The following is a 24,256-nucleotide window of genomic DNA, read 5'->3' as shown; positions in this document are numbered from 1 at the left end:
GCCATTGTCGCCGAAAACGGCCGCGCCTGCCCCGCTGCCCTCATTCCCCCTGCGGGAACAGCAGCATCGCATCGCCATAGCTGAAGAAGCGGTACTTCTCCGCGATCGCAGCCTGGTAGGCCTCGAACACCCGGGACTGGCCGGCGAAGGCCGAGATCATCATCAGCAGGGTGCTTTCCGGCAGATGGAAGTTGGTCACCATCGCGTCCACGCTGCGGATCCGGTACCCCGGGGTGATGAATATCTGGGTTTCACCGGCGTACGGCAGCAATTCGCCCTCGCGCATGGCGCTTTCCAGCGCACGCACCACCGTGGTCCCGACACCGATCACACGGCCACCCGCAGCGCGGGTGCGGCGCACCTGCTGGACCAGCTCGGCGCCGACGTTCAGCCATTCGCGGTGCATCACGTGCTCTTTCAGATCGTCCACGCGGACCGGCTGGAAGGTGCCTGCGCCCACGTGCAGGGTCACGTGACCGAAGTCGACGCCCTTGTTCTTCAACGTGGCCAGCAGGGCCTCATCGAAGTGCAGGCCGGCGGTCGGGGCGGCCACCGCGCCGATCTCGCGGGCGAACACGGTCTGGTAGCGCTCGCGGTCGTCCACGCCCGGCTCGCGCTGGATGTACGGCGGCAGCGGCAGCCGGCCGGCATGCAGCAGCCATTGCTCCAGGGCCTCGGGCACATGGAACTGCAACACATAGAACTCCCCATCGCGGCCCAGCACCTCGGCCTCGCCACCGGCGTCGAGCGCGATGCGGCTGCCCGGCTTGGGCGATTTACTCGCGCCGACCTGGGCACGCGCCTGCTGGCCACCGAGCAGGCGCTCGATCAGGATCTCGACACGGCCGCCGCTGGCCTTCTGGCCGAACAGACGGGCCGGAATCACGCGCGTGTCGTTGAAGACCAGCAGGTCGCCGGGCTGCAGCAGGTCGGGCAGGTCGCGCACCTGGCGGTGTTCGAAGGCGGCCGGGGCCGGCGGCACCACCATCAGGCGGCTGGCCGAGCGTTCGGCAAGGGGCGCCTGGGCAATCAGTTCAGGCGGGAGGTCGTAGTTGAAATCGGACTTCTTCAAGGCAGCGCACGGCAACGTGTAGGCAATGTCGGCCATTGTACGACTGGCCCTCGGTGGCAACGCAGGATTCGGCGAACGTCGCGCAAAATGCTGCTATGCAACAGCGTTTCGCGGGGTTATCGCGCGAAAAACCGCGTGCTAGCATCGAGCCGGAAGTCTGATGCACGAGCAGGAATGCCCGAAGCGCGCGCGAATAGACGCGCGTTTTGCTTTTCCGCCGTGCCGCCAATCGTTTCAGGAGATCTGCAATGAGCTTCATCGAACGCCTCGCCCCCCTTCGCGCCCAGCCCGGCACCCGCCTGACCACCGGCCTGGATGACGCCACCCTTGAACGCCTGGCTGCGGGCCATCCCGCCCTGGTCGCCGCCATTGAGGCTGCCGCTGCGGAGTTCGACCGCGTGCGCGCCGATCTGGGCGATCTGCTGGCGCTGGACGAACGCGCCCAGATCGAGGCGATGCAGAACGGTTTCGTCAATTTCTATGCCGATGATGCGGTTACCCCGTACGTCGCCCTCGCCGCCCGTGGCGCGTGGGTCGTCACCTTGAAGGGCGCGGTGCTGTACGACGCCGGCGGCTACGGCATGCTCGGCTTCGGCCATACCCCCGAAGCGGTGATGGAGGCGATGGCCGCGCCGCAGGTCATGGCCAATGTGATGACGCCCAGCCTGTCCCAGCAGCGTTTCATCCAGGCCCTGCGCAAGGAAATCGGCCACCGTCGTGGCGGTTGCCCGTACAGCCACTTCATGTGCCTGAATTCTGGTTCGGAAGCCGTGGGCCTGGCCGCTCGCATCGCCGACGTCAACGCCAAGCTGCAGACCGATCCGGGCGCCCGCCATGCCGGGGCCAAGATCAAGCGCGTGGTGGTCAAGGGCAGTTTCCACGGCCGCACTGACCGCCCGGGCCTGTACTCCGATTCCAGCCGCAAGACCTACATGCAGCACCTGGCCAGCTACCGCGGCGAGGACACGGTCATCGCGATCGCCCCGTATGACGAAGACGCGCTCAAGCGCGTGTTCGCCGAGGCCGAGCAGAACCACTGGTTCATCGAAGCGGTGTTCCTGGAGCCGGTGATGGGCGAAGGCGATCCGGGCCGTTCGGTGCCGCCGTCGTTCTATGCGCTTGCGCGTGAACTGACCCGCCAGCACGGCAGCCTGCTGCTGCTGGATTCGATCCAGGCCGGCCTGCGCGCGCATGGCGTGCTCTCGATCGTGGACTACCCGGGCTTCGAAGGCCTGGACGTGCCGGACATGGAGACCTATTCCAAGGCGCTCAATGCGGCCCAGTTCCCGCTCTCGGTGCTGGCCGTGACCGAGCACGCCGCGCAGCTGTATCGCAAGGGCATCTACGGCAACACCATGACCTCCAACCCGCGGGCGCTGGACGTGGCCTGCGCCACGCTGTCGCTGCTGACCCCGCAGGTGCGCGAGAACATCCGCGTTCGCGGCGAGGAAGCCGTGCGCAAGCTGGAGCAGCTCAAGACCGAGCTGGGCGGGCTGATCACCAAGGTTCAGGGCACCGGGCTGCTGTTCTCCTGCGAGCTGGCCCCGCAGTTCAAGTGCTACGGCACCGGCTCCACCGAGGAATGGCTGCGCAACCACGGCATCAACGTGATCCACGGCGGTGAGAACTCGCTGCGCTTCACCCCGCACTTCGGCATGGACGGGGAGGAGCTGGATCTGCTGGTAGGCCTGGTCGGCCGCGCCCTGAAGGAAGGCCCGCGCCGGGAGCAGTCGCAGGCGGCCTGAGTCCGGCAGTACGAACAACGGCAGCCGACCATTGGTCGGCTGCCATCACCGGCGCCCGATTGGCCCCCGCGCCCGAAACGCGCGATAATGCGCCACCGCACCTGCGGAACGACACCCCGTCACGAGACCAGCACACCGGTCATCGGCGGGGCTTTTTCGTTTCCGGTCGCTATAGATTCGGACAACAGGAAGATCCAATGAAGTCGATTTGCGTTTACTGTGGTTCCAACCCCGGCAGCAAGCCGGTCTACACCGAGCGCGCCATCGCGCTGGGCGACCGCATCGCCCGCGACGGCCTGCGCCTGGTCTACGGCGGCGGCAACGTCGGCCTGATGGGCACCGTGGCCAATGCCGTGCTTGAAGGCGGCGGTGAGGTCACCGGCGTGATCCCGCAGCAGCTGGCGGACTGGGAAGTGGCCCACCGCGGTCTCACCGAGCTGGAAATCGTCGGCTCGATGCACGAGCGCAAGTCGCGCATGTTCGATCTGTCCGATGCATTCGTCGCCCTGCCCGGCGGCTTCGGCACCATGGAAGAAATCTTCGAGATGCTGACCTGGCGCCAGCTGGGCATCGGCAACAAGCCCTGCGCGTTCCTGGATGTGGACGGCTTCTACGCCCCGCTGATCGGCATGATCGACCGCATGGTCGAAGAGCGCTTCCTGCACCCGGCCCAGCGCGCGGACCTGTGGTACGGCTCGGACATCGACGAGATGCTGGCCTGGATGCGCGCCTACGAGCCGGCGCAGGCCTCCAAGTGGATCGACGAAAAGCGCGCCAACGCGCTGCGCTGATCCACCCGCTGCCGTAGCGGCTCAGGCCGCTGCGGCAGTGTCCATCGGCGCTGGCCGGCCGAGCAGATAGCCCTGGCCGTAATCGCAGCCGAGCTGCAGCAGCGTGTCGTACTGGGCCTGGGTCTCGATGCCCTCGCCCACCGTTTCGATGCCGAGCGTGCGCGCCAGCGACAGCACGCCCTGCACCAGCGCGTGCGTGCTCTGCATGTCCTGCCCGTGCAGCCCGGCAATGAAGGACTGGTCGATCTTCAACGTCGAAATCGGGAACCGGTGCAGGTAGGACAGCGCCGAGAAGCCCGTGCCGAAATCATCCAGCTGCACCAGCACGCCGCGCTCGCGCAGCGTCTGCAGGATGCGCAGCGTGCGTGGGCCATCGTCCAGCAACGCCACCTCGGTGATCTCCAGCCGCAACCGGTGCGGATCGGCACCAGCGGCTTCTATCAGGCCGAACAGACGCGTGCTGAAATCGGCCGAGCGGAAGTGCCGCGGCGACACATTGACCGACAGGTACCCGCGCCCACCGCGGGCCAACTGGGTGATCACCTGCTCATACAGCAGCCAGTCCACCTGTTCGATCAGGCCGCTCTCTTCGCCCAAATCCAGGAACGCACTCGGCAACAGCAGCCCGCGTCGCTCGTGCTGCCAGCGCAGCAGCGCTTCGTGGCCGACCAGCTCGCCATCGCTGAGCCGCATGATCGGCTGATAGAACGGCACGAAATCCCGGTTGATGATGGCCCGGCGCAGGTCCGCCTCCAGGTCCAGGCTGCGCAGCGCCTGCTCGCGCATGGCCTCATCGAACACGGCGCAGCGGTCGTTGCCCTGCGCCTTGGCGCGGTACATGGCCGCATCCGCATCGCGCACCAGCTCTTCGCCGTTGCGGTAGCGTGGGTTCCACATCGCAATGCCCAGGCTGCCGGACGGAAACAGCTCCCGCCCTTTCACCCACATCGACTCCTCCAGCGCGACCAGCATGCGCTGCGAGAACTCCAGCGCCGACGCCAGGCCATCGCCGCACTGGAGCAGGATCGCGAACTCATCGCCGCCCAGCCGCGCGACCAGGTCCTGGGCGGACATCATCGACACGATCCGCTTGGCCACCTCGACCAGCATCTGATCGCCCGCAGCGTGCCCGATGCTGTCGTTGACCAGCTTGAAGCGGTCCAGGTCCAGGAACAGCACCGCAAAACCATGCCCCTCGCTGCCACGCGCGCGCACGATGGCATCTTCCAGCCGATCCAGCAGGTGCAGCCGGTTGGGCAATCCGGTCAGCGCATCGTGCATGGCCTGATGCGTGAGCCGCTGCTCGGCACGCAGGCGCTCGCCGATCTGGCCCAGCAGTTTGTCGTTGACGTCGGCCAGCTCGCGGGTACGTTCGTCCACGCGTTTTTCCAGGTCGGCATGCGCGTTGCGCAGCTGCTCCTGGTCACGCTGGCGCGCCAGGCCGTTGCCGATGTTCTGCGCGACAAAGGTCAGCAGGCGCTGGTCGTGTGCAGTGAACACCACTTCCGGGGAGTAGCTCTGCACTACGATCACGCCCACCACATCGTCATCGCTCAGCAGTGGCACACCAAGCCAGCACTGCGAACGCGCGCCGAACTCGCGGACAACCCCACTATCGCGCAGCGCATCGATACGCTCACGATTGGCGAGCAGCGGCTGGCGGTTGCGCACGATGAACTCGGTCAGCCCCTCACTGAACGGACGTGGCGCTCGCGAGGGGTTGTATTCGTCCACAGAGTAGACGAACTCCAATCCATCGCCGTCTTCATTGACCAGCGCGATATAGAAATTGCGCGCATCCAACAGCGTGCCGACCACGCCGTGCACCTGACCGTAGTACTGCGACAGCGACTCGGCACTCATCGCCAGCTCGGCGATGTTGAACAGCGCCATCTGCAGCTTTTCTGCGCGGCGACGTTCGACCACTTCGTCCTGAAGGTTGCGATTGGCCCGCTGCAGTTCCAGCGTGCGCCGCTCCACCTGGCGCTCCAGTTGCACCTGCGCCTGGCGCCGGTCCATGGCCGTGAGGATGTGCTGGGCGACATAGCCCAGCAGCGTGCGATCGGCCTCGCCATAGCGTGCGCGATGCTCGTAGCTCTGCACCACGATCGCACCGCAGACGCGGCCGTCGCGCAGCATCGGCACCCCCAGCCAGTCCAGGCTTTCCGGGCCGCGCTGCCCCTGCTCACCCTCCATTTCGGCCAGCAGCTCGCTGGACGGACCGCTCAACGGCTCGCCATGCCGCAACAGCGCAAAGGTCAGGCTGCGCGGCATTTCGTGTTCTTCGTAACTACGGTCCGGATCGGCGACGAAGTCGTCCTTCTGATCGGCGAAGTACAGGAACCGCACCCGGTGCCGGATGTCGTCGTACTCGACGATGAAACAGTTCTGCGCGTACATCAGGGAATTGAGCACGCGATGGAAATGCCGCAGCATCTCGCCCATTTCCAGATCCGCACCGGCCAGATCGGCGATTTCATACAACGCTTGTTGCAGGCGCTTGGATTCCTCCAGCGAGGCGATTTCGCGGCGCTGCCGGGCCAGTGACAACGCGCCCTGGAACATACTGCGGGCGGCCGTCCACCAGCTGTCGGCAGGCGCGTTGCCGGAGGGCAGCGTCACGCTCAGGGTCAGCTCGGCGCCGAGATGCGTCCAGGATTGCTGCGACGCCATCCCGGCGGCGATGCCATGACGGGGTGCCAGGGTTGGACCTGCGCCTGGGGCATCCCCTTCGGGATGGCACTGGGTGCCCTCACCGAGCACTGGATCCGACCAGGCCAGCGCAACCACGGCGCCACCCGGCAGCAGGGCGCACAACGACCTGGCGATGGCGGCCGGGATCACCGTATCACCATCGCGTTGCACTGCAGAGGTCACCATCTGACTGGACACGTTGCTCATCCCTACGGGTACCGGCTGCCCGGCACCTCCCCTTCCTGTGAGCATAACGCGCCGACCGGGGGGCAATGGAAGAGCATCAACCCCATCGGCCGCCGATGGACGTTGTTCCTGTTGTCTCCCAGGCCCTCTTCATGCCCCCCAGTAACGCCATCCGGCTCCCCATCGACTATGCGAACACCCCCGCAGCGCTTACTCTGTGCGGCGTGGACGCCCTTGCCCTGCCGACCGATGAAGCACTGATGCTGGCCTGGGCCGGTGGCGACCTGCGTGCGTTCGAGGCACTGTATGGCCGTCACCGCAGCCGCCTGTACAGCTTTCTGCTGCGCCAGCTGCGCGATGGCGCGCTGGCCGACGAGATGTTCCAGGATGTCTGGCAGCGTGTGATCGCCGCCCGTGCGGGCTGGCAGCCGGAGGCCGCCTTCACCACCTGGCTGTTCCGGATCGCCCACAACCGCCTCAACGATCACTGGCGCGCCGCACGGCACCGGCCGTCGGCGCCGATCGACGCCGATGAGCGTGTCGCAGCGATCACCGATGCGCGGACGCCGGAAACCCAGCTGTCCGAGTTCGAGCAACGCCGCCAGCTGCAGTTGGCGATGGAGCAGCTGCCGCCGGAGCAGCGCGAGGTGCTGCAACTGCGTCTGGAACAGGAACTGAGCCTGGAAGAGATCGCCGAGATTACCGGCGTCGGCCGTGAGACGGTCAAATCACGACTGCGCTATGCCATGGACAAACTACGTGCGGGGTTGAGCGGATGAACCGCCCGGATCCGCTGACACCAGAAGAACGCGAACTGGCCCGGCTGCTGGGTCGGCCGAGCGCGACCGGTCCCGGACCGGCGATCGACGAGGCCGTACTCGCGGCCGCTCGCACTGCCGTTGAAGCACCGGCGGTGGACGGCGCCACCTGGACGCTGCCGCCGGCTGCGCCGGTGCGGACAACTCGCCCGCGTTCGCGCCTGCCTGCGGTGTTCGGCCTCGCCGCCTCGGTGATCTTCGCCGTGGGCATCGCCTGGCAGCTCAAGCCCGAGGATCCGCCTGCGCCGCCGCTGGCCGAACCGGTTGCCGCACCCGCACCGGGCGCCGCCGCATCAAGCACCGCAGGGACGGAGGCGGCGTCGGCACTGGACGCCGCACCAGCACCGGCCCCGGTCGCTGCACCGCCCGTGGTCCAGCAAGAGCGCATTGCGAAAGACACAGCGCCGTCCGCCGCGCCCGCCTCGGCGCCTGCCTCGGCGCCTGCGCCCGAGCATGCGCGGACGGCCGCCCCGCCCCGCCCGGAAGTGATCACCGCGCCGCCGCCGTCTGTTCCCGCGCCACCACCGGCGCAGGCACCGGCACCGATGATGTCCGCCCCGGCACCGGAGGCGCAATCGGCCGCTGCCCTGCAGGCGAACGAACCGGCGCTGGACAGCGTGGTGGTGACCGGCTCCACGATGGACCGCGCAGCACCGCGTGCGGCGCTCAAAAGTGCCGCGCCGGCCAAGACCGCGCCCAGCGCCCCCGGCGTGATGCGGCGCGCCGCTGCACCGATGGCGGCACCCGCCGCTTCCGACGATGCCGTGCGCGCTCTGCATCAAGCGGTCGCTGCCGATGCCAGCCTGCCGCGCAAGCAGTGGCTCAAGCGCATCCGCGAGCGACGTGATGCCGGCGATGTCGATACCGCGCGCGCCAGCCTGGAGCGCTATCTGCAGCAGTACCCGGAAGTGCGCATCCCGCGCGATCTGCGCCAGCTGCTCGAGAACTGACGCGCGGCGTACGGTGATCGGGCATCCCCACTAGAATGATGGGAATGCCCGATACGCTCGCCACCGCCGTCAGCCACAGCCTGGACATCAAGCACAGCCGCTTCATCGCGCATGCCGCGCCGATCCAGCATGCGGCGGCCGCGCTGGAGTTCCTGGCGGAGGTCGTGGTGGTGGATGCCACCCACAACTGCTGGGCGTACCGCTACGGCAACGAGTACCGCTCCAGCGACGACGGCGAGCCGTCCGGCACCGCCGGGCGCCCGATCCTGGCCGCCATCGATGGCCAAGGGTTTGATCGGGTCATGGTGGTGGTGACGCGCTGGTACGGTGGCATCAAGCTTGGCGCCGGCGGCCTGGTCCGCGCCTATGGCGGCACCGCTGCCGAGTGCCTGCGGGTGGCACCGCGGCTGCCGCTGATCGCCATGGCCGAGCTGGACGTGCAGGCCGGCTTCGAGGATCTGGGCCCGCTGCATGCCGCACTGGGCGCCCATCTGGCCGAAAAAGTGGACGAAGCGTTCACCGCCGACGGGGTGAACCTGCACCTGCGCTTGCCGGCCGATCAGGTCGAGCCGTTGAAAAACCGCCTCCGCGACGCCACTCGTGATCGTGTCCGTATTGAATCCCGCAACGAACCAGGCCCATCGAATGACTGACGCACCCGCTCCGCACGACACGCCGATGCGCCGATTGGGCAGCTTGAACACGCTGTGGCCGTTCGTCCGACGGCACGTCGGGCTGTTCAGTGCCTGGCTGGTGGCCTTGGCGGTGTCCTCGGTGGCCACCCTGAGCCTGCCGGTCGCGGTGCGGCAGATGATCGACCACGGCTTCACCAGCGGCGGCCAGATCAACAAGGCGTTCGCGCTGCTGTTCCTGGTCGCGGTGGTGCTGGCCCTGGCCACGGCCGCGCGCTTCTTCTTCGTCTCCCTGCTGGGCGAAAAGGTGGTCGCCGATCTGCGCAGCCGGTTGTACGCCCACCTGATCACGCTTGGCGCGGGCTTCCACGACCGCAGCCGCAGCGGCGAGCTGGTCTCGCGCCTGACCGCCGACAGCGAACTGCTGCGCAGCGTGATCGGCTCGACGATGTCGGTGGCCCTGCGCAGCAGCGTGACCGTGGTCGGCAGTCTGGTGATGCTGTTCGTCACCAGCCCGCATCTGGCGGCATGGTCGCTGGTCGGCATCCCGCTGGCGGTGCTGCCGATCATCATCGGCGCCCGTCGCCTGCGCAACATCGCCCGCGCCAGCCAGGACCGCATCGCCGATGCCAACAGCCTGGCCTCGGAAACCCTCGGCGCGGTGCGCACCGTGCAGGCCCATGCGCGTGAGCCGTATGAACGCGGCCGCTTCAATGCCGCGCTCGGTGATGCGATCGGTGCCGCGCGCCGCCGCATCCGTGCCCAGTCGATCGTCACCGCCAGCGCGATCGTGCTGGTGTTCGGGGCCATCGTCGGCGTGCTGTGGCTGGGCGCGCACGAGGTGATCGACGGCAACATGAGCGCCGGTACGCTGGGCCAGTTCGTCCTGTACGCGCTGATCGGCGGCGGTTCGGTCGGTGCGCTGGCCGAGGTCTGGAACGAGTTGCAACGTGCGTCCGGTGGCATGGGCCGCATCGCCGAGCTGTTGCGGGAAGACGTGGAGATCACCGCCCCCGCCCATCCCACCCCGCTGCCGCAGCCACTGCGCGGCGAGATCCGTTTCGAGGATGTGGTGTTCCACTACCCGCAGCGCCCGGATACCGCTGCGATGGATCATGTGGACCTGCACGTGCGCCCGGGTGAGACGGTCGCGCTGGTCGGCCCGTCCGGTGCCGGCAAGAGCACCATCCTGTCGATGCTGCTGCGTTTCCACGATCCGGCGGCCGGTCGCATTCTGGTCGATGGCGTGGATCTGCGCGAGGTCGATCCGGCACAGCTGCGTGAGCAGCTGGCGCTGGTGCCGCAGCAGCCGACTCTGTTTGCCAGCAGTGCGTTCGAGAACATCCGCTACGGCCGCCTGGAAGCGACCGACGAAGAAGTGCAGCGCGCGGCAGAAGCCGCCGAGGCCGATGAGTTCCTGCAGGCCCTGCCCGAGGGCTATGCCAGCGAGCTGGGCGAGCGCGGTGCGCGTCTGTCCGGCGGCCAGCAGCAGCGCATCGCCATCGCCCGCGCCCTGCTCAAGAACGCGCCGATCCTGCTGCTCGACGAAGCCACCAGCGCGCTGGATGCCCAAAGCGAGCGCGCGGTGCAACAGGCGCTGGAGCGGTTGATGGCCGGCCGCACCACGCTGGTGATCGCGCACCGCCTGGCCACCGTGCTGAAGGCTGACCGCATCGTGGTGATGGACCACGGCCGCATCGTCGCCCAGGGCACGCACGCCGAGCTGCTGGCCGAGGGTGGTCTCTACGCCGAACTGGCGCGCCTGCAATTCATCGATTGATGACGGGCCGGTAACACCGGCCATCGCATCCTGCAGCCCTCACTCGATGCGCTGCAGGAGGTGTTTCATGTCGTTCCGACAGTTCCCCGCCACCGACGCCAACGGCGACGATTACGTCATCATCGAATTCAAGGATGAGCAGGCCGATGCCTCTGCAGGCAACGGCCAGAGTGCGCGCTATGAGCTGGCCGATGGCCGCCACTTGATCCGCGACGGACGGGAATTCCGCACGGCAGGGGGCGAGCTTACTCTCGTCACCTGAGGCGTTGAAAAAAAGTTACGCGGATGTTGGTCAATTTTTGACCAAGCATCTTGACAGCCTTTTACCGTAAGGCGCGTACGTACTTATCCACATGTTTGTGCGCAGATCATCCACACCCCCTGTGGATGAATGCTGCAGCGCACCGTGTCAGCGCAACAGAACGCGGCCGATACCGGAGGCATCAATCTCGATCGCCGCCGCCTGCAGTGCGAGGGCATCGCTGCCGACCACGAATCCCACCCGGAAGTGCACCTCGCCGGCCGGCGTCCGCGAGGAATGGATCGAGGCCAGGCTGACCCCGTGCCGCTCGAACACATGCAACAACTCGCGCAGTGAACCGGGCCGGTCTTCGGGCAGATGCACGCTGATCGCGTTGCGCTCGGTCAGATCGGCCAGCAGGTAGCCGACCCGTTCGAAGGTGTAATTGCCGTCGGCCAGCACCTGCGCGCCCATGCTGTCACGGTTGTCCAGCAGCAACTGCTGACGGAAGGCGGCGCGCGCCGCGTCATCGCCCCGCTCCAGCTGTGCCCGCAACTGCTGCAACTGCGCCAACAGGCGATCCAGCATCGGCGCCACATGCGGGTTGCCGAACTGGATGTCTTCGTAGATCGCCGGATTGAGCGAGAGGATGCGCGCGATGATCGCGGTGTCCAGCTCGAACGAGGCCGAGCGGTACGGCATCAGTGCCGGCAAGGCGCCGAGGAGCGGCGCGTATTCGCGCAGCACACCGGCCTGGGCCAGATGCGTGGCATGCACCATCGCCTGCACCAGCGCCATGACCTGGTCATGGTGCTCGGGCGTGGCACGTACGCATTCCGCTTCCAGTGCCCCGCACAGCTGCTGCACGAACGGCTGCCACCGCGACAGACGCGCCTCGCAGACCACCATCACCCTGCCCTTCAGCGTCGGCGCCTTGGGCGGGGCTGTCATCGGATGCAGACCCACCACCTCCGCCTGCGAGGCAAGCATCGCCTCCACCGGGGCCGATTTGACCGAGGTGACATCCAGCCACAGGCGGCCGGCTTCGCGACCGGCCGAGCGCGCAACGTACTCGGCGATCAACGCAGACGTGTGCCGGATCGGTGCGGAGAAGATCAACACCTCGGCGCGCTCGAGAAGTGTTTCCGGGCTGTCCGACGCTGCGTCGGCCGGGTCATGGCCGATCACGTCCAGGCCGAGGCGTTGCTCCAGGAAGCGGCGCAGCCAGCGCCCATACGCACCGTCGCTGCCGACGATGCCGACCACCGGTTTCAGACTCACGCCAGGCGCTCGGCGACGAAGCGATCCGGCAGTGCCAGTGCCGCCGGCGCTGCGGCCAGTACATCGAACTCCTCATGCCCGTTGGCCAAGGTTGTCTCCAGCGCGACGTGCACGCCGGCGATGGCGCGCGAGATCGCCTGTTCGAAGGATTCCCCACGCAGCAGGAAGGCGACCAGCAGCGACATCAGCACGTCGCCCGTGCCCGCCACGTCCACCGGCAGATGCGGCGAGGACCAGCGCCAGATGGCATCACGGCTGACCGCCAGCGTGACCAGCTGGCCCGGATCGCCACCGACGCTGTGCGCCAGCACCCACTCCGGCCCGCGCGCCAGCAGCGCCTGAGAGGCAGCGATTGCATCATCCTGGGCCAGGCTGGGCATGCCGGTCAGGCGGCCGAGTTCAAAGGCATTCGGCGTGACCAGCCAGGCATGCGGCAACAAACGCTCGGCGAAGACTTTTTCCAGGCCCGGCTCGACATAAGGGCCGGTGTGGGTGTCGCCGATCACCGGGTCCAGGCAGTAACGCAGCTGCGGCGAGGACGGCAGGACCGCATCGAGCCAATCGGCGAAGGCCGCCCCGTTGCCGACGCTGCCGAAATAGCCGGACACCAGCATCCGCGCCCGCTGTGGCAGGCCGCGCTCACCCGCGCCGAGCAGCAGATCGGCGAACCAGTCCGAGGGCAGCACGCGGCCGCGCGTGGTCTCGTAGAACGGCGCATTGCTGAGCAGCGTGGTGGGGATTTCGGCCACGCGCACGCCCAGCGCGCGCAGCGGCGGCACCGCCGCGCTGTTGCCGGCATAGCCGTACACCAGCTGCGACTGCACCGAGATGACGTCGACCGGCGACGGACCGTCCGGGCGCTGGCGGCGGCCGTGGACCAGGTGGCTTTCGAGGGATTCGTTCATGCCGACATTTTACGCCTGCGAGTCTCTCCAGGCGCGGAAGGTGGGTCGAGCGGTGGTCCGCGCACAAAAAAGCCCCCTGTTTCCAGGGGGCCTTCAGTAGTTCACAGGAACCCGTGACGCTTACGACGTCATCCGGTCCCAGAAGCCCTTCACGCCATCGATGAAGGTCGCCGACTTCGGCGAGTGCTTGCGCGCTTCCTCACCGGTGAAGGTGGTCTCGAACTGTTCCAGCAGCTTGCGCTGCTCCGGGGTGAGATTGACCGGGGTCTCCACCACCACGCGGCAGTAAAGGTCGCCTTCGCTGCGGCTGCGCACCGAACGCACGCCCTTGCCGCGCATCCGGAACAGCTTGCCGGTCTGGGTCTCGGCCGGGATGCGGATTTCGGCGTAACCGCCCAGCGTGGCCACACGGACGGTGTCGCCCAGTGCCGCCTGCGAGATGCGGATCGGCACTTCGCAGTGCAGGTCGTCGCCGTCGCGCTGGAAGATCGCGTGTTCGCGCACGCGCACTTCCACGTACAGATCGCCCGCCGGGGTGCCGGCCGGACCGGCCTCGCCTTCACCGGACAGACGGATGCGGTCGCCGGTGTCGACGCCCGCAGGCACCTTGACCGACAACACTTTGTCTTCCTCGACACGGCCATTGCCGTGACAGGTCTTGCAGGGGTTCTGGATGATCTGGCCACGGCCGTTGCAGTGGTGGCAGGCCTGCTGCATCGCGAAGATGCCGCGCTGGATGCGCACCTGGCCCTGGCCACGGCAGACCGAGCAGGTCTCGACCTTGCCATCTTCCGAACCGCTGGCATTGCAGTCATCACACTCGACCAGACTCGGAATCTCGATGCGGCGCTCCACGCCCATCACCGCTTCTTCCAGGTCCAGCTCCATCACGTAGCCGATATCGGCACCGCGACGGGCTTGGCGCGGGCCACCACCGCCGGCGCCACCGCCGAAGATGTTGCCGAAGATGTCACCGAAGATATCGCCCATGTCCGGGCCGCCCGGACCACCGCCACCGCCGCCCATGCCGTGCTCGAATGCCGCATGGCCGTGAGCATCGTACATACGGCGCTTGTTGCCGTCGGACAGGGTTTCGTAGGCTTCCTTGCATTCCTTGAACGCAGCCTCGGCCTCGTTGTCACCCGGATTGCGGTCCGGATGGTATTTCATCGCGCAACGGCGATAGGCCTTCTTCAGTTCTTCATCGCTGGCGGTGCGGGACACGCTCAGCACTTCGTAATAATCGCGCTTGCTCATAGCTTGAATCGGGTTCCGGAAGTCGGGATTCGTCAAAGCGGAAGAGCGGCACCAGGTCCGCTCTTTCGCCGGGCGCCCCGACAGGCCGGGATACGGCTGTCAGGACCAGAAGGGGATATGACAACGGGACGCTGCCTGCGCAACGTCCCGTGCCGTGTCCGGATCAGGACTTCTTGTCGTCCTTGACTTCGGTGAACTCGGCGTCGACCACATCGTCGTGCGCGCCGCTATTGCCACCGGCATCCGGACCCGGTGCCGCGCCGCCCTGCTCGGCCGCCGCGGAGGCCGCGAACAGGGCCTGGCCGGCTTCTTCCAGCACCTTCGACTTGGCTTCGATCTGTGCCTTGTCGTCGCTCTTCATCGCGGTTTCCAGATCGGCCAGGGCCGACTCCACCTTGCCGATCACGTCGCCACCGACCTTGCTGCCGTGCTCGGTGATCGCGGTACGGGTACCGTGGATCAGCGCGTCAGCCTGGTTGCGGGCCTGGACCAGCTCATGGAACTTCTTGTCTTCTTCGCGGTTGGCTTCCGCGTCGGCGACCATGCGTGCGATCTCGTCCTCGGACAGACCCGAACCGGCCTTGATCTCGACCTTCTGTTCCTTGTTGGTCTTCTTGTCCTTGGCCGACACGTGCAGGATGCCGTTGGCATCGATGTCGAAGGACACTTCCACCTGCGGCAGACCGCGCGGCGACGGCTCGATGCCGGACAGGTCGAACTTGGCCAGCGACTTGTTGAAGCGGGCCTGCTCGCGCTCACCCTGCAGCACGTGCACGGTCACGGCCGACTGGTTGTCCTCGGCGGTGGAGAACACCTGCGAGGCCTTGGTCGGGATGGTGGTGTTCTTCTCGATGATCTTGGTGAACACGCCACCCAGGGTCTCGATGCCCAGCGACAGCGGGGTCACGTCCAGCAGCAGCACGTCCTTGACGTCGCCGCCCAGCACGCCGCCCTGGATCGCAGCACCCAGTGCCACGGCTTCGTCCGGGTTGACGTCCTTGCGCGGTTCCTTGCCGAAGAACTCGGTCACGGCCTGCTGCACCTTCGGCATACGGGTCTGACCGCCGACCAGGATCACTTCACCGATGTCGCTCGAACGCAGGCCGGCATCGTTCAGCGCGATGCGGCACGGCTCGATCGACTTCTTGATCAGGTCTTCCACCAGCGCTTCCAGCTTGGCGCGGGTCAGCTTGATGTTCAGGTGCTTCGGGCCCGACGCGTCAGCGGTGACGTACGGCAGGTTCACTTCGGTCTGCTGGCTGGTGGACAGCTCGATCTTGGCGCGCTCGGCGGCGTCCTTCAGGCGCTGCAGGGCGAGCGGATCCTTGCGCAGGTCGATGCCCTGGTCCTTGTTGAACTCATCGACGAGGTACTCGATGACGCGGTTGTCGAAATCTTCGCCGCCCAGGAAGGTGTCACCGTTGGTGGCCAGCACTTCGAACTGCTTCTCACCGTCGACGTTGGCGATCTCGATGATCGACACGTCGAAGGTGCCGCCGCCCAGATCGTACACAACGATCTTGCGGTCACGGCCGTCACCCTTGTCCAGGCCATAGGCCAGGGCAGCAGCGGTCGGCTCGTTGATGATGCGCTTGACTTCCAGACCGGCGATGCGGCCTGCGTCCTTGGTGGCCTGGCGCTGGCTGTCGTTGAAGTAGGCCGGCACGGTGATCACAGCCTCGGTGACGGTCTCACCCAGGAACGCTTCGGCGGTCTTCTTCATCTTCTCCAGCACGCGGGCGGAGATTTCCTGCGGGGCCATCTTCTTGCCGTCGCTGGTCTGCACCCAGGCATCGCCATTGTCATGGGCCAGGATGCCGTACGGCACGTGCGCGATGTCCTTCTGGACTTCAGCGTCGGTGAACTTGCGGCCGATCAGGCGCTTGACGGCGTAGAAGGTGTTCTTGGGGTTGGTCACGGCCTGGCGCTTGGCCGAGGCGCCGACCAGGACTTCGCCGTCCTTGGTGTAGGCGACGATGGAGGGCGTGGTGCGATCGCCTTCCGCGTTTTCGATGACGCGGGCCTTGCCGCCGTCCATGATCGCCACACACGAGTTGGTGGTGCCGAGGTCGATACCAATGATCTTGCCCATGAGGGAGACTCCTGAAAGTTCTGGGTGCATCCGGCAGCTGCCGGGTTATGAATGGGATGTGTGGGACGCTGCGAACACTTTCAAGCCGTCCATCAAACACAGTGTCCGATGGCGACCCAACGCGTTCAGCGTCCGGTCGACGCGCCGGGCCATGCCCGGCTGAGCAACCCGTCGATCAGTCGCGGGCCACCACGACCAGCGCCGGCCGCAGCAGGCGGTCGTTGAGCAGGTAGCCCTTCTGGAACACCTGGACCACGCTGCCGGGCGCCGCGCCGGGCGCGTCGACCTGGCTGATGGCCTGGTGGTGGTCCGGATTGAAGGTCTGGCCGGTCGGGTCGAGCAGGGTCAGGCCATTGTCGGCGGCGACCTTGAGCAGCTGCTTGTAGGTCAGCTCGAGACCTTCGCGCAGCGGGCTCGGCTCACTGCCGGCGGCGTTGAGGCCAGCGTCGAGGCTGTCGAACACCGGCAGCAGCTCGCCGAGCAGCTTTTCATTGGCGAAGCGGCGCGCCTGTTCCACGTCGCGGGCAACGCGCTTGCGCTGGTTGTCCAGGTCGGCGCGCTCGCGCAGCGACTCCGAACGCAGCAAGGCCAGCTCGTTGTGCAGGCTGTCCAGCTGCTGCTGCAGGGACGGCTCCGCGGCCGGCTCACCGGCGGGATTCTGGGATGCGATATCTGACTGATCTTGGTTCATTTCCGGATCCTTGGCGGTGACTCTCCGCCTCCACCCACCCCTATGTGGGCGCGGCTACGGGATTCAAGAGTCCAGGCCCGCTTTATGCGCGATCGCGGGACAATCCGCCGCCAGCGGGGGACCCCAGCGCGGCCCCCAGCACCTGGGCGGTGGCCTCCACCAGCGGGATCATCCGGTCATAGGCCATCCGCTTGGGGCCAATCACCCCCAGCACGCCCAGCACCTGGCCATCGGCCGAGTACGGCGCGGTGACCAGCGAGACGCTCTCCAGCGGCATCACCCCGGTCTCCTCGCCGATGAAGATGCGCACCCCCGGGGCCTGGATGGTGCGTTCGAGCAGCTGCAGGATCTCGCGCTTGCTGGCGAACACATCAAAAAGCTCGCGCAGCCGCTCCAGATCGGACAGGTCCTGCACGCCCATCAGCCGGGTCTGCCCGGCCAGCACCATGTCATCGGCCGGCGGCACCATCGCCTGCTCGGCCAGTTCGATGCTGTGCGCCAGCAGCTGCTCCATTTCCGACTGCGCATCGCGCAGCTCCAGCAGCAGCCGGGCCCGGATCTCGGCCAGCGGTCGCCCGGCGCAGTTCGCATTGAGGTAGTTGGCGACCTGCTCCAGCTCCCCGGGGTTGAACCCGCGGCGCGGCTCGATCACCCGGTTCTGGACCTCGTTGTCGGCAAACACCAGGATCGCCAGCACCCGGCGCGCGTCCAGCGCCACGAAATCGATATGCCGGAACGCGAACTGCTCCCGGCGCGGGGCACTGACCACCCCCACGAAATGGCTCATCGCCGAGAGCAGCTCCGAGGCGCTGCCGAGCAGGGCCTGGGTGCCGGTGCCGGTGGCCAGCTCGGTGCGCAGGCGGCTGAGCTCGCCCTCGCCCGGCGGCTGCATCTTGACCAGGCTGTCCACGAACACCCGGTAGCCGTGCGCGGTCGGCACCCGGCCGGCGGAGGTATGCGGCGAGCTGAGCAGCCCCAGGTCTTCCAGATCGCCCAGGATGTTGCGGATCGTGGCCGGGCTGACATCCAGGCCGGCATGGCGGGCAAGCGTCTGCGAGCCGACCGGTTCGCCATCCTGGATGTGGCGCGCGATCAGCGTCCGCAGCAGATGGCGGGCGCGCGGGGCGAGATGGGACGCGGAAGGATGCATGGAATCAGCCTGTGAGACGCCCACTTAGATAATGGCTGCACGGGGCGTTGGCAAGTCATTGGAGACGCCCCCCGCCCATGCTAGCTTGCGCGGCTTGGAGACGCCCCTCGTGTACAACGTAGACCATGCTTAGACATCTATCGATCAAGGATTTCGCGGTCGTCCGCGCCACCGAGCTGGAATTCGGCGCCGGCATGACCGTGGTCTCAGGTGAAACCGGCGCGGGCAAGTCGCTGATGGTGGACGCGCTGGGCTTTTTGTCCGGGCTGCGCGCCGACAGCGGCGTGGTCCGCCACGGTGCCGCACGCGCCGAGCTCTCGGCCGAATTCGCGCCGCTGGCCGACGCCCCGGCCCGCCAGTGGCTGCGCGACAACGAGCTGGACGACGAAGAACAGTGCCAGTTGCGACGGGTGATCCGCGCCGACGGTGGCTCGCGCGCCTTCATCAACGGCCGCCCGGTGACGCTGACCCAGCTGACCGAGCTGGCCAGCATGCTGGTCGAAATCCACGGGCAGCACGAACAGCAGGCCCTGCTCTCACGCCCCTCGCAGCTCTCGCTGCTGGACGCCTTCGCCCGCAACGACGCCGAGCGCGCCCAGGTCCGCCAGACCGCGGCACGCTGGCAAGCGCTGGTCGATGAAGCCGAGGCGCTCTCGCGCCAAGGCGACGTGAGCGACCGGATCGGCTACCTGGAACACCAGCTCAGCGAGCTCAAGCGCGAGGATCTGGACCCGGCCTCGATCGCCACTCTGGGCAGCAGCCACCGCCGCCAGGCCCACGCCAGCGCGCTGATCGGCGCCTGCGACGTGGCGGTCAGCCGCCTCAATGGCGACGACGAGGTCTCGGTCCTGCAGCTGCTGCAGCAGACACGCCATGACCTGGCCCGCGTGGCCGAACACGACAGCCGGCTCGGGGACGTCGATGCCCTGCTCGACAGCGCCGCCATCCAGCTGGACGAAGCACTGTCCCTGCTGGACCGCATCCATGACGACCTGGATGCCGACCCGGAACAGTTCGAGGACATCGAACGCCGCCTGGGCCGCCTGCATGACCTCGCGCGCAAGCACCGCGTGCCGATGGAAGGGCTGGGCGAGCACCGCGACGCCATGGAGGCCGAAGTGGAGCAGCTGCGCGGTGCCGACGAGCGCCTGCAGGCCCTGGCCGGCGAGATCGACCGTGCCGCCGGCCAGTGGAAGACCGTGGCCGAGGTGCTCAGCGCCAGCCGCCGGAAAGCCGCCAAGGCGCTCTCGGACACCACTACCACACTGATCGGCGAGCTGGGCATGGGCGGCGGTCAGTTCCTGATCGATATCGAGCCACAGACCGTGGTCAAACCGGACCCGAACGGGGCCGAGCGGGTCGAGTTCCTGGTCGCCGCCAACGCCGGCCAGCCGCCGCGCGCCCTGCGCAAGGTCGCCTCGGGCGGTGAACTGTCGCGTATCTCGCTGGCGATCGAAGTCGCCGCGCTGGGCCTGGATGCGGTGCCGACCATGGTCTTCGACGAAGTCGATTCGGGCATCGGCGGCGCCGTGGCCGACATCGTCGGGCAGAAGCTGCGCGCCTTGGGCGAGAAGCGTCAGGTGCTGTGCGTCACCCATCTGCCGCAGGTCGCCTCCAAGGGCCACGCCCACTACCGGGTCAGCAAGGCCCCGGTGGACGGCATGACCCAGAGCGCGGTCGAGAAGCTCGACACCAAGGCCCGCGAGGAAGAGCTCGCCCGGATGCTGGGCGGCGTGGAAGTCAGCAAGGAAGCCCGGGCCGCGGCGCGCAAGCTGCTGCAGGTCTGACAGGTAGTGCCGGCCGCTGGCCGGCGCCCCGCCCGAACCGGCGCCTCACCCCACAAATAAAAACCCCGGGCACGCCCGGGTTTTTTTGATCGCGTCCGGACGGCCAGCGGGCCGTTACCGACGCTTCTTGCGGACGTAGAGCACCAGTGAGTGCTCTTCCAGCTCATAGCCGTGGTCGGCCGCGATCTTGCGCTGCAGCTCCTCGATCTCGTGGCTTTCGAACTCGATGATCTTGCCGCTGTCCACATCGACCATGTGGTCGTGGTGACCACCGCGGTCCAGCTCGTAGACGGCCTGCCCGCCCTCGAAGTTGTGCTTCAGCACCAGGCCGGCGGCCTCGAACTGGGTCAGCACCCGGTACACCGTGGCCAGGCCGATCTCATCACCGTGCTCCAGGAGCTGGCGGTAGATATCTTCGGCGGTCATGTGGTGGCTGGCATTGCGCTGCTCGAGCAGCGCCAGGATCCGCATACGCGGATGGGTCACCTTGAGGCCAACTTTGCGCAGGTCGTGGGTTTCCATAGTTCTCCGTTCATTGGCGATTTAGCGCCAGCTGCCTCGGATTGGGTCGCGGCGACACGTCAGGAGTGTATCATCGACTCGATTTCCCCAAACGCCATTCCCCGATGCGCAATCTCCTGCTGGTCGCCGCCGTTGCCCTGTCCACCACGGGCTGCGGCATCATTTACAAGCAACCCATCTATCAGGGCAACCTGATCCGGGAGCAGGCCGTCGGTCAGCTGCAGGTGGGCCAGAGCAAGCAGCAGGTTGGTGCCCTGCTTGGTACGCCCTCCATCGCGGACCCGTTCCACGCCCAGCGCTGGGACTACACCGCCAGCCAGCGCGTGAACCGCGTGGGCAAGACGGAAGTGAAGAACTTCACCGTCTACTTCGAAAACGACGCGGTCACCCGTTGGGACGGCGAGTACTTCGCCAGCGACGACGCCCAGCTGGCCCGCAGCACGCTGCGCCAGTTCGGCCGCAACCTGCCCAAGGACAAGAAGAAGCGCGGCCGCTGAGGCCTGCCTTCTTCACTCAGCTGCCGGCGCGTGCGCGCCGGCGGCGGTTGTCTTTCGGGTCGGCCAGCAGCGGACGCAGCAGCTCGACCCGGTCGCCCTCGCGCAACATCTGATCCGGCTTGGCCAGCAGCCCATGCACGGCCACGGCCGGGCATTGCGCGCCGCCATCGATGGCCGCCGCTTCGATGGCATCGGCGACTGTGGCCCCTTCGGGCAGGGTCAAAGGCCGGGTATCTGCCCGATCGGGCCAGGCCAGTACCACCTCGACCGTGATCACGGCTCAGTCCTGGGCGTCGGCGACGCGGACGAAATCATTCACCATGCGGTCGGCCAGCCCCTGGAAGCCCAGCGCCAAGGCCGGACCGAGCAGGCGTGAGGTCGGCTCGAACTCCAGCGTCAGGGTGACCTTGCAGGCGTCCTCGGCCAGCGCATGGAACTCCCAGCGCCCGTGCAGGCGCTTGAACGGCCCGTCCTTGAGCTGCATATCAATGCTGTGCGGGCGCTGCAGCGTGTTCTCGGTCATGAACCAGGTCGAGAACGACCCGAAGCCCAGATCCAGGCGCGCGACCAGTCGGTCCGGGCCGGACTCCAGGATCTGCGAGGCCGAACACCAGCGGAAGCGGCGCGGATAAGCGTCAATATCATTGACCAGGTCGAACATACGGGCAGCCGAATGTTCGACCAGGGCACTACGGCGGATAGTTGGCATGCGATACAGATGTCGGATGAATCGACCGGGCGTGCCCGAATCGGAGACAATAGGGAAATGAGCAAGAACAGCGGCAAGGATAAAGCAAAGGGCGCGACGGCCAACAAAACCATCGCGCTCAACAAGCGTGCCCGTCACGAGTACCACATCGAGGATCGCTTCGAAGCCGGCCTGGCCCTGCAGGGCTGGGAGGTCAAGTCGATCCGCGCCGGGCGCGGCAACATCATCGATGCCTACGCCTACGTGCGCGATGGCGAGATCTTCCTGATCGGCGCGCAGATCACCCCGTTGATCCAGGCCTCCTCCCACATGGTGGCCAACGACCGTCGCGAGCGGAAGCTGCTCCTACATCGCAGCGAGATCGACAAGCTGATCGGCAAGGTGCAGCGCGATGGCTACACGATCGTGCCCACCGCGATGTACTGGAGCAAGAACAACATCAAGCTCGAGATCGCGCTGGCCAAGGGCAAGCAGACCCACGACAAGCGCGATGCCGAGAAGGACCGCGACTGGGCGCGCGAGAAGTCGCGCACCATGCGCCGGCACAACCGCGACGCCTGATGACCCCGGTGTCGCCCGCACCGGTTATCCAGCCCGCCAGCGCCGAGGACACCCGCGCGGTGTTCGCCGGTCTGCTGTCCTTCAACCAGGCCGCCAGTGGCGATGCGCTGGATGACCAGCCGGTCAACCGGGTGATCCACGATGCCGCCGGCCAGGTCGTGGCCGGGATCGCCGCTGACGTCTGTGGCGGCTGGCTGATGGTGCATGCGCTGTGGGTGGATGACACCCGCCGCGGCGAAGGATTGGGCCAGGCCCTGCTGGCCGAGGCCGAGCAGCAGGCCCGCGCGCTCGGCGCGCACGCCGTGACGCTGGATACCTTCTCCTGGCAGGCCGAGGGCTTCTACCTCAAGCAGGGCTATGAAGTGTTCGGCTGGCTGCAGGATTTTCCGCCTGGCCATCACCGGGCGTATCTGCGCAAGCGGCTGTAGCCCCTGCCTGACAGCCGCCAGTGCTGCGCCCCGGCACCATCGGCAGGCGGCCTTACTGGCGCGACGTCCGCCTCGCCTGCCCCCCGCGGCCCCCGCACGGAAACGATCTTTCCCCGCCAACCCCGCACAGCTGTCAGAATCCCCGCATTGATACGGAAAGGATCCGCGCGTGACTCTTGAAACTACCCCGGCACCCGCACAGGCGGCGGACGAACTGACCACCCTGCGCGCCGACGTGGCGGCGCTGGAGTTCATCTTTGACGAACTCGCCCGCGCCATGGACCCGGCCGCGCTGCTCAAGGTGCTGACCTACCTGATCCGCAACGCCAAGCGCGCGGCCTCGGAGACCCAGAGCTACGACAGCCTGGAGCACCGCCGCCTGGTGGCCCAGGTGGAATCGCTGATGGCCCGGGTTGAGCCGCAGGCCAAGAAGCAGGCGATGACCGTGCGCAACGAGCACAACCGCCTGAAGAAGGAAAAGGCCCGCCACAAGGCTGACAGCCGCCGCCAGCTGCAGAAGTAAGGCGCAGAGGGCCAAGGTGACTGTTCAGCTGGATTGGAGTAGCATCCACTCCGTCAAGTAGAGTTCCGGTGCTGTTTTCCGGATGAAGTGCGGTTCTTGAAGAAACCGGGGGTGCATTGGTTTCGACGGGGGTTGTGAAGTTACTTGGTGCATGCCGAGGGGGCAGCTTTCCTCGTTAATCCAGCAGCAAACTTTTAGTTGCCAACGACGACAACTACGGTTCGAACGACTTCGCAATCGCTGCCTAAAAACAGCTTTAGCGTTTAGTTCTACAGCCGCCTTAGGCGAACCCCCGAACCTACTTGTGCCCGTGCTCGTAGATGTAGGGTCATTATCACGGAACCGGTTGTGATGGCTGCCTGTCAGTCACGACTTAACTAAAGCAGGCTGGTCCTGGGGTGCGCTTTGCACACCGTGCTGCCACAGGATGAGATTCAACGGTGAGCTAAGCATGTAGTACCGGGGATGGAGTGCCTTCGGACGGCGGTTCAATTCCGCCCACCTCCACCAATTAGCCGTTTCGACGGTGCATCAAAGGCTGGAACCCTAGAGAAATCGAAGGTCCCGGCCTTTTTTGTGCCCGTCTTCCGTCAGCAAGAAAGGCGCTCAGCCCCTCACGGCAACGTAAACTTCCGCGCCATCCGCAGCGGCCACACCGAAGTGAACTGCGCACCGCCCACCAGCCGATATGCCGCAGACACGCTGTGCAGCACGCCCATCGCCTCCAGCACATCCTTGGTCTTCCGGAACGTCGGGCGCGGATCCGCGGTGAACATGAAGAGGTTGATCTCTTTCGTGCTGACGTCGTAGCCGTCCAGCGTGGCGGCTTTGCCGAGCGCGGTGGTCAGCTCGGCCTCCAGCGTGGTCAGAAAGGCCTCGTCGTCCAGAGACTTTCGCCAGAACTTGATCACAAGCTGGTAATCCATCAGGCGTTCCCGTCGTTT

Annotated in this window: 24 protein-coding genes and 1 other RNA gene; 13 read left to right on the top strand and 12 right to left on the bottom strand. The window is 66.7% G+C overall.

Annotated elements, in window-relative coordinates; genetic code table 11:
- Nucleotides 1-40: 40 nt before the first annotated feature.
- Nucleotides 41-1,108: a tRNA preQ1(34) S-adenosylmethionine ribosyltransferase-isomerase QueA gene (queA, locus tag ABE464_RS01465; RefSeq protein WP_346470421.1), complete on the bottom strand. Its 1,068-nt coding sequence runs from the start codon at nucleotides 1,106-1,108 to the stop codon at nucleotides 41-43.
- Nucleotides 1,109-1,320: 212 nt separating this feature from the next.
- On the opposite strand from queA, the gene ABE464_RS01460 reads away from it, so the two are divergent.
- Both ABE464_RS01460 and ABE464_RS01455 read left to right on the top strand, forming a co-directional pair.
- The gene (locus ABE464_RS01460; RefSeq protein WP_346470420.1) at nucleotides 1,321-2,817 is read left to right on the top strand and encodes an aminotransferase class III-fold pyridoxal phosphate-dependent enzyme; all 1,497 of its coding nucleotides are present in this window, start codon (nucleotides 1,321-1,323) and stop codon (nucleotides 2,815-2,817) included.
- Between the two features lie 197 nt (nucleotides 2,818-3,014).
- The gene (locus ABE464_RS01455; RefSeq protein ID WP_123729018.1) at nucleotides 3,015-3,608 is read left to right on the top strand and encodes a TIGR00730 family Rossman fold protein; all 594 of its coding nucleotides are present in this window, start codon (nucleotides 3,015-3,017) and stop codon (nucleotides 3,606-3,608) included.
- Between the two features lie 21 nt (nucleotides 3,609-3,629).
- Here the strand turns inward: ABE464_RS01455 and ABE464_RS01450 are convergent, their stop codons facing one another.
- On the bottom strand, nucleotides 3,630-6,509 hold the full coding sequence (locus ABE464_RS01450; RefSeq protein ID WP_346470419.1) for an EAL domain-containing protein: 2,880 nt from the start codon (nucleotides 6,507-6,509) through the stop codon (nucleotides 3,630-3,632).
- Between the two features lie 203 nt (nucleotides 6,510-6,712).
- Between ABE464_RS01450 and ABE464_RS01445 the strand changes: the two genes are divergently transcribed.
- The 5 genes from ABE464_RS01445 (at nucleotide 6,713) to ABE464_RS01425 (ending at nucleotide 10,930) form a co-directional block, all read left to right on the top strand.
- On the top strand, nucleotides 6,713-7,267 hold the full coding sequence (locus tag ABE464_RS01445) for an RNA polymerase sigma factor (RefSeq protein ID WP_259260448.1): 555 nt from the start codon (nucleotides 6,713-6,715) through the stop codon (nucleotides 7,265-7,267).
- Nucleotides 7,264-8,256 (top strand): hypothetical protein, encoded by a 993-nt coding sequence (locus ABE464_RS01440; protein ID WP_346470418.1) that lies wholly within the window; start codon nucleotides 7,264-7,266, stop codon nucleotides 8,254-8,256. Before ABE464_RS01445 ends, ABE464_RS01440 begins: the two co-directional genes overlap by 4 nt.
- Before the next feature lie 44 nt (nucleotides 8,257-8,300).
- Complete coding sequence (locus ABE464_RS01435) at nucleotides 8,301-8,909, top strand: YigZ family protein (protein WP_346470417.1); 609 nt, start codon at nucleotides 8,301-8,303, stop codon at nucleotides 8,907-8,909.
- A complete protein-coding gene (locus ABE464_RS01430) occupies nucleotides 8,902-10,668 on the top strand; it encodes an ABC transporter transmembrane domain-containing protein (RefSeq protein ID WP_346470416.1) in 1,767 nt (588 codons plus the stop codon). The genes ABE464_RS01435 and ABE464_RS01430 overlap by 8 nt, the downstream gene beginning before the upstream one ends.
- Nucleotides 10,669-10,735: 67 nt before the next feature.
- Nucleotides 10,736-10,930: a hypothetical protein gene (locus ABE464_RS01425; protein WP_346470415.1), complete on the top strand. Its 195-nt coding sequence runs from the start codon at nucleotides 10,736-10,738 to the stop codon at nucleotides 10,928-10,930.
- A 147-nt stretch (nucleotides 10,931-11,077) separates the two neighbouring features.
- On the opposite strand, the gene ABE464_RS01420 is transcribed toward ABE464_RS01425, so the two are convergent.
- From ABE464_RS01420 to hrcA, 6 genes are all read right to left on the bottom strand, one after another.
- Nucleotides 11,078-12,190 carry a prephenate dehydrogenase gene (locus ABE464_RS01420; RefSeq protein WP_346470414.1) on the bottom strand — a complete coding sequence of 371 codons (1,113 nt, stop codon included), beginning with the start codon at nucleotides 12,188-12,190 and terminating at the stop codon, nucleotides 11,078-11,080.
- Nucleotides 12,187-13,095 (bottom strand): pyridoxal kinase, encoded by a 909-nt coding sequence (pdxY, locus tag ABE464_RS01415; RefSeq protein ID WP_346470413.1) that lies wholly within the window; start codon nucleotides 13,093-13,095, stop codon nucleotides 12,187-12,189. The genes ABE464_RS01420 and pdxY overlap by 4 nt, the downstream gene beginning before the upstream one ends.
- 120 nt (nucleotides 13,096-13,215) lie before the next feature.
- Nucleotides 13,216-14,352, bottom strand: coding sequence for a molecular chaperone DnaJ (gene dnaJ / locus ABE464_RS01410; protein ID WP_346470412.1), 1,137 nt, complete (start codon nucleotides 14,350-14,352; stop codon nucleotides 13,216-13,218).
- Nucleotides 14,353-14,515: 163 nt separating this feature from the next.
- On the bottom strand, nucleotides 14,516-16,444 hold the full coding sequence (dnaK, locus tag ABE464_RS01405) for a molecular chaperone DnaK (RefSeq protein WP_123729010.1): 1,929 nt from the start codon (nucleotides 16,442-16,444) through the stop codon (nucleotides 14,516-14,518).
- A gap of 175 nt (nucleotides 16,445-16,619) precedes the next feature.
- Nucleotides 16,620-17,135, bottom strand: coding sequence for a nucleotide exchange factor GrpE (gene grpE, locus ABE464_RS01400; RefSeq protein WP_176989744.1), 516 nt, complete (start codon nucleotides 17,133-17,135; stop codon nucleotides 16,620-16,622).
- A gap of 82 nt (nucleotides 17,136-17,217) precedes the next feature.
- The gene (gene hrcA / locus ABE464_RS01395; RefSeq protein ID WP_088433152.1) at nucleotides 17,218-18,285 is read right to left on the bottom strand and encodes a heat-inducible transcriptional repressor HrcA; all 1,068 of its coding nucleotides are present in this window, start codon (nucleotides 18,283-18,285) and stop codon (nucleotides 17,218-17,220) included.
- A gap of 125 nt (nucleotides 18,286-18,410) precedes the next feature.
- Here hrcA and recN point away from each other — a divergent pair, with 125 nt between their 5' ends.
- Nucleotides 18,411-20,072, top strand: a complete 1,662-nt coding sequence (gene recN, locus ABE464_RS01390; protein ID WP_346470411.1) for a DNA repair protein RecN — start codon at nucleotides 18,411-18,413, stop codon at nucleotides 20,070-20,072.
- A gap of 114 nt (nucleotides 20,073-20,186) precedes the next feature.
- On the opposite strand, the gene fur is transcribed toward recN, so the two are convergent.
- On the bottom strand, nucleotides 20,187-20,594 hold the full coding sequence (gene fur, locus ABE464_RS01385; RefSeq protein WP_070470227.1) for a ferric iron uptake transcriptional regulator: 408 nt from the start codon (nucleotides 20,592-20,594) through the stop codon (nucleotides 20,187-20,189).
- 104 nt (nucleotides 20,595-20,698) lie between these two features.
- Here fur and bamE point away from each other — a divergent pair, with 104 nt between their 5' ends.
- Nucleotides 20,699-21,091: an outer membrane protein assembly factor BamE gene (gene bamE, locus ABE464_RS01380; protein ID WP_313218015.1), complete on the top strand. Its 393-nt coding sequence runs from the start codon at nucleotides 20,699-20,701 to the stop codon at nucleotides 21,089-21,091.
- Nucleotides 21,092-21,107: 16 nt separating this feature from the next.
- Here the strand turns inward: bamE and ABE464_RS01375 are convergent, their stop codons facing one another.
- Both ABE464_RS01375 and ABE464_RS01370 read right to left on the bottom strand, forming a co-directional pair.
- Nucleotides 21,108-21,368: an RnfH family protein gene (locus ABE464_RS01375; protein WP_346470410.1), complete on the bottom strand. Its 261-nt coding sequence runs from the start codon at nucleotides 21,366-21,368 to the stop codon at nucleotides 21,108-21,110.
- Nucleotides 21,369-21,371: 3 nt separating this feature from the next.
- Nucleotides 21,372-21,800 (bottom strand): type II toxin-antitoxin system RatA family toxin, encoded by a 429-nt coding sequence (locus tag ABE464_RS01370; RefSeq protein WP_026069778.1) that lies wholly within the window; start codon nucleotides 21,798-21,800, stop codon nucleotides 21,372-21,374.
- 57 nt (nucleotides 21,801-21,857) lie between these two features.
- Here ABE464_RS01370 and smpB point away from each other — a divergent pair, with 57 nt between their 5' ends.
- The 4 genes from smpB (at nucleotide 21,858) to ssrA (ending at nucleotide 23,822) form a co-directional block, all read left to right on the top strand.
- Nucleotides 21,858-22,361 (top strand): SsrA-binding protein SmpB, encoded by a 504-nt coding sequence (smpB, locus tag ABE464_RS01365; protein ID WP_123729005.1) that lies wholly within the window; start codon nucleotides 21,858-21,860, stop codon nucleotides 22,359-22,361.
- On the top strand, nucleotides 22,361-22,789 hold the full coding sequence (locus ABE464_RS01360) for a GNAT family N-acetyltransferase (RefSeq protein WP_346470409.1): 429 nt from the start codon (nucleotides 22,361-22,363) through the stop codon (nucleotides 22,787-22,789). The genes smpB and ABE464_RS01360 overlap by 1 nt, the downstream gene beginning before the upstream one ends.
- 169 nt (nucleotides 22,790-22,958) lie before the next feature.
- Nucleotides 22,959-23,312, top strand: coding sequence for a hypothetical protein (locus tag ABE464_RS01355; protein WP_346470408.1), 354 nt, complete (start codon nucleotides 22,959-22,961; stop codon nucleotides 23,310-23,312).
- Between the two features lie 107 nt (nucleotides 23,313-23,419).
- Nucleotides 23,420-23,822: a transfer-messenger RNA gene (ssrA, locus tag ABE464_RS01350) on the top strand.
- A gap of 104 nt (nucleotides 23,823-23,926) precedes the next feature.
- Here the strand turns inward: ssrA and ABE464_RS01345 are convergent.
- Nucleotides 23,927-24,238, bottom strand: coding sequence for a hypothetical protein (locus ABE464_RS01345; RefSeq protein WP_346470407.1), 312 nt, complete (start codon nucleotides 24,236-24,238; stop codon nucleotides 23,927-23,929).
- Nucleotides 24,239-24,256 lie beyond the last annotated feature (18 nt).

Source organism: Stenotrophomonas sp. TWI587, assembly GCF_039674145.1.
Classification (GTDB): domain Bacteria; phylum Pseudomonadota; class Gammaproteobacteria; order Xanthomonadales; family Xanthomonadaceae; genus Stenotrophomonas; species Stenotrophomonas maltophilia_AY.
This window is presented reverse-complemented; position numbering and strand designations above follow the sequence as displayed.